The 305-nt window shown below is 63.3% G+C and carries 1 protein-coding gene; it reads left to right on the top strand.

What is annotated here, in order from left to right; translation table 11 throughout:
* On the top strand, window positions 1-305 hold a 305-nt coding region (locus HKX41_10985; GenBank protein ID NNC24655.1), incomplete at both ends, for a transferase.

Here is a 305-nt window from a genome sequence, read left to right as displayed (position 1 = left end):
GCCCAGCCGCGATCGAGTGGGAGACGCGAGCCGCCCACGTTGGTGAGCAATGGACGAGCACGCTCTACGTCGCCGAGTACCCCGACCATCCGAGTGACGGCTATCTCAGCGATCTCTTCGAGCTCACAGACGTCGAGTTCGATCTGACTGCACACGTCTCCCCGAAGAACCAGGAGCGCGCCCGGACCGAGCTCGAAGAAATCGCCGACGACCTCCAAGTCGATGCCGACCTCGAACAGAGCGTCCGTGGTGCCTACCTCCAAGAGCGCGCTGACGAAGCCAAAGCCACCTACAAGGCCGTCGAG

The sequence above is a fragment of the Salifodinibacter halophilus genome (genome assembly GCA_012999515.1).
Lineage (GTDB): Bacteria > Pseudomonadota > Gammaproteobacteria > Nevskiales > Salinisphaeraceae > Salifodinibacter > Salifodinibacter halophilus.
Note: the sequence above shows the minus strand (reverse complement) of the source record. Positions and strands in the feature narration are given on the sequence as shown.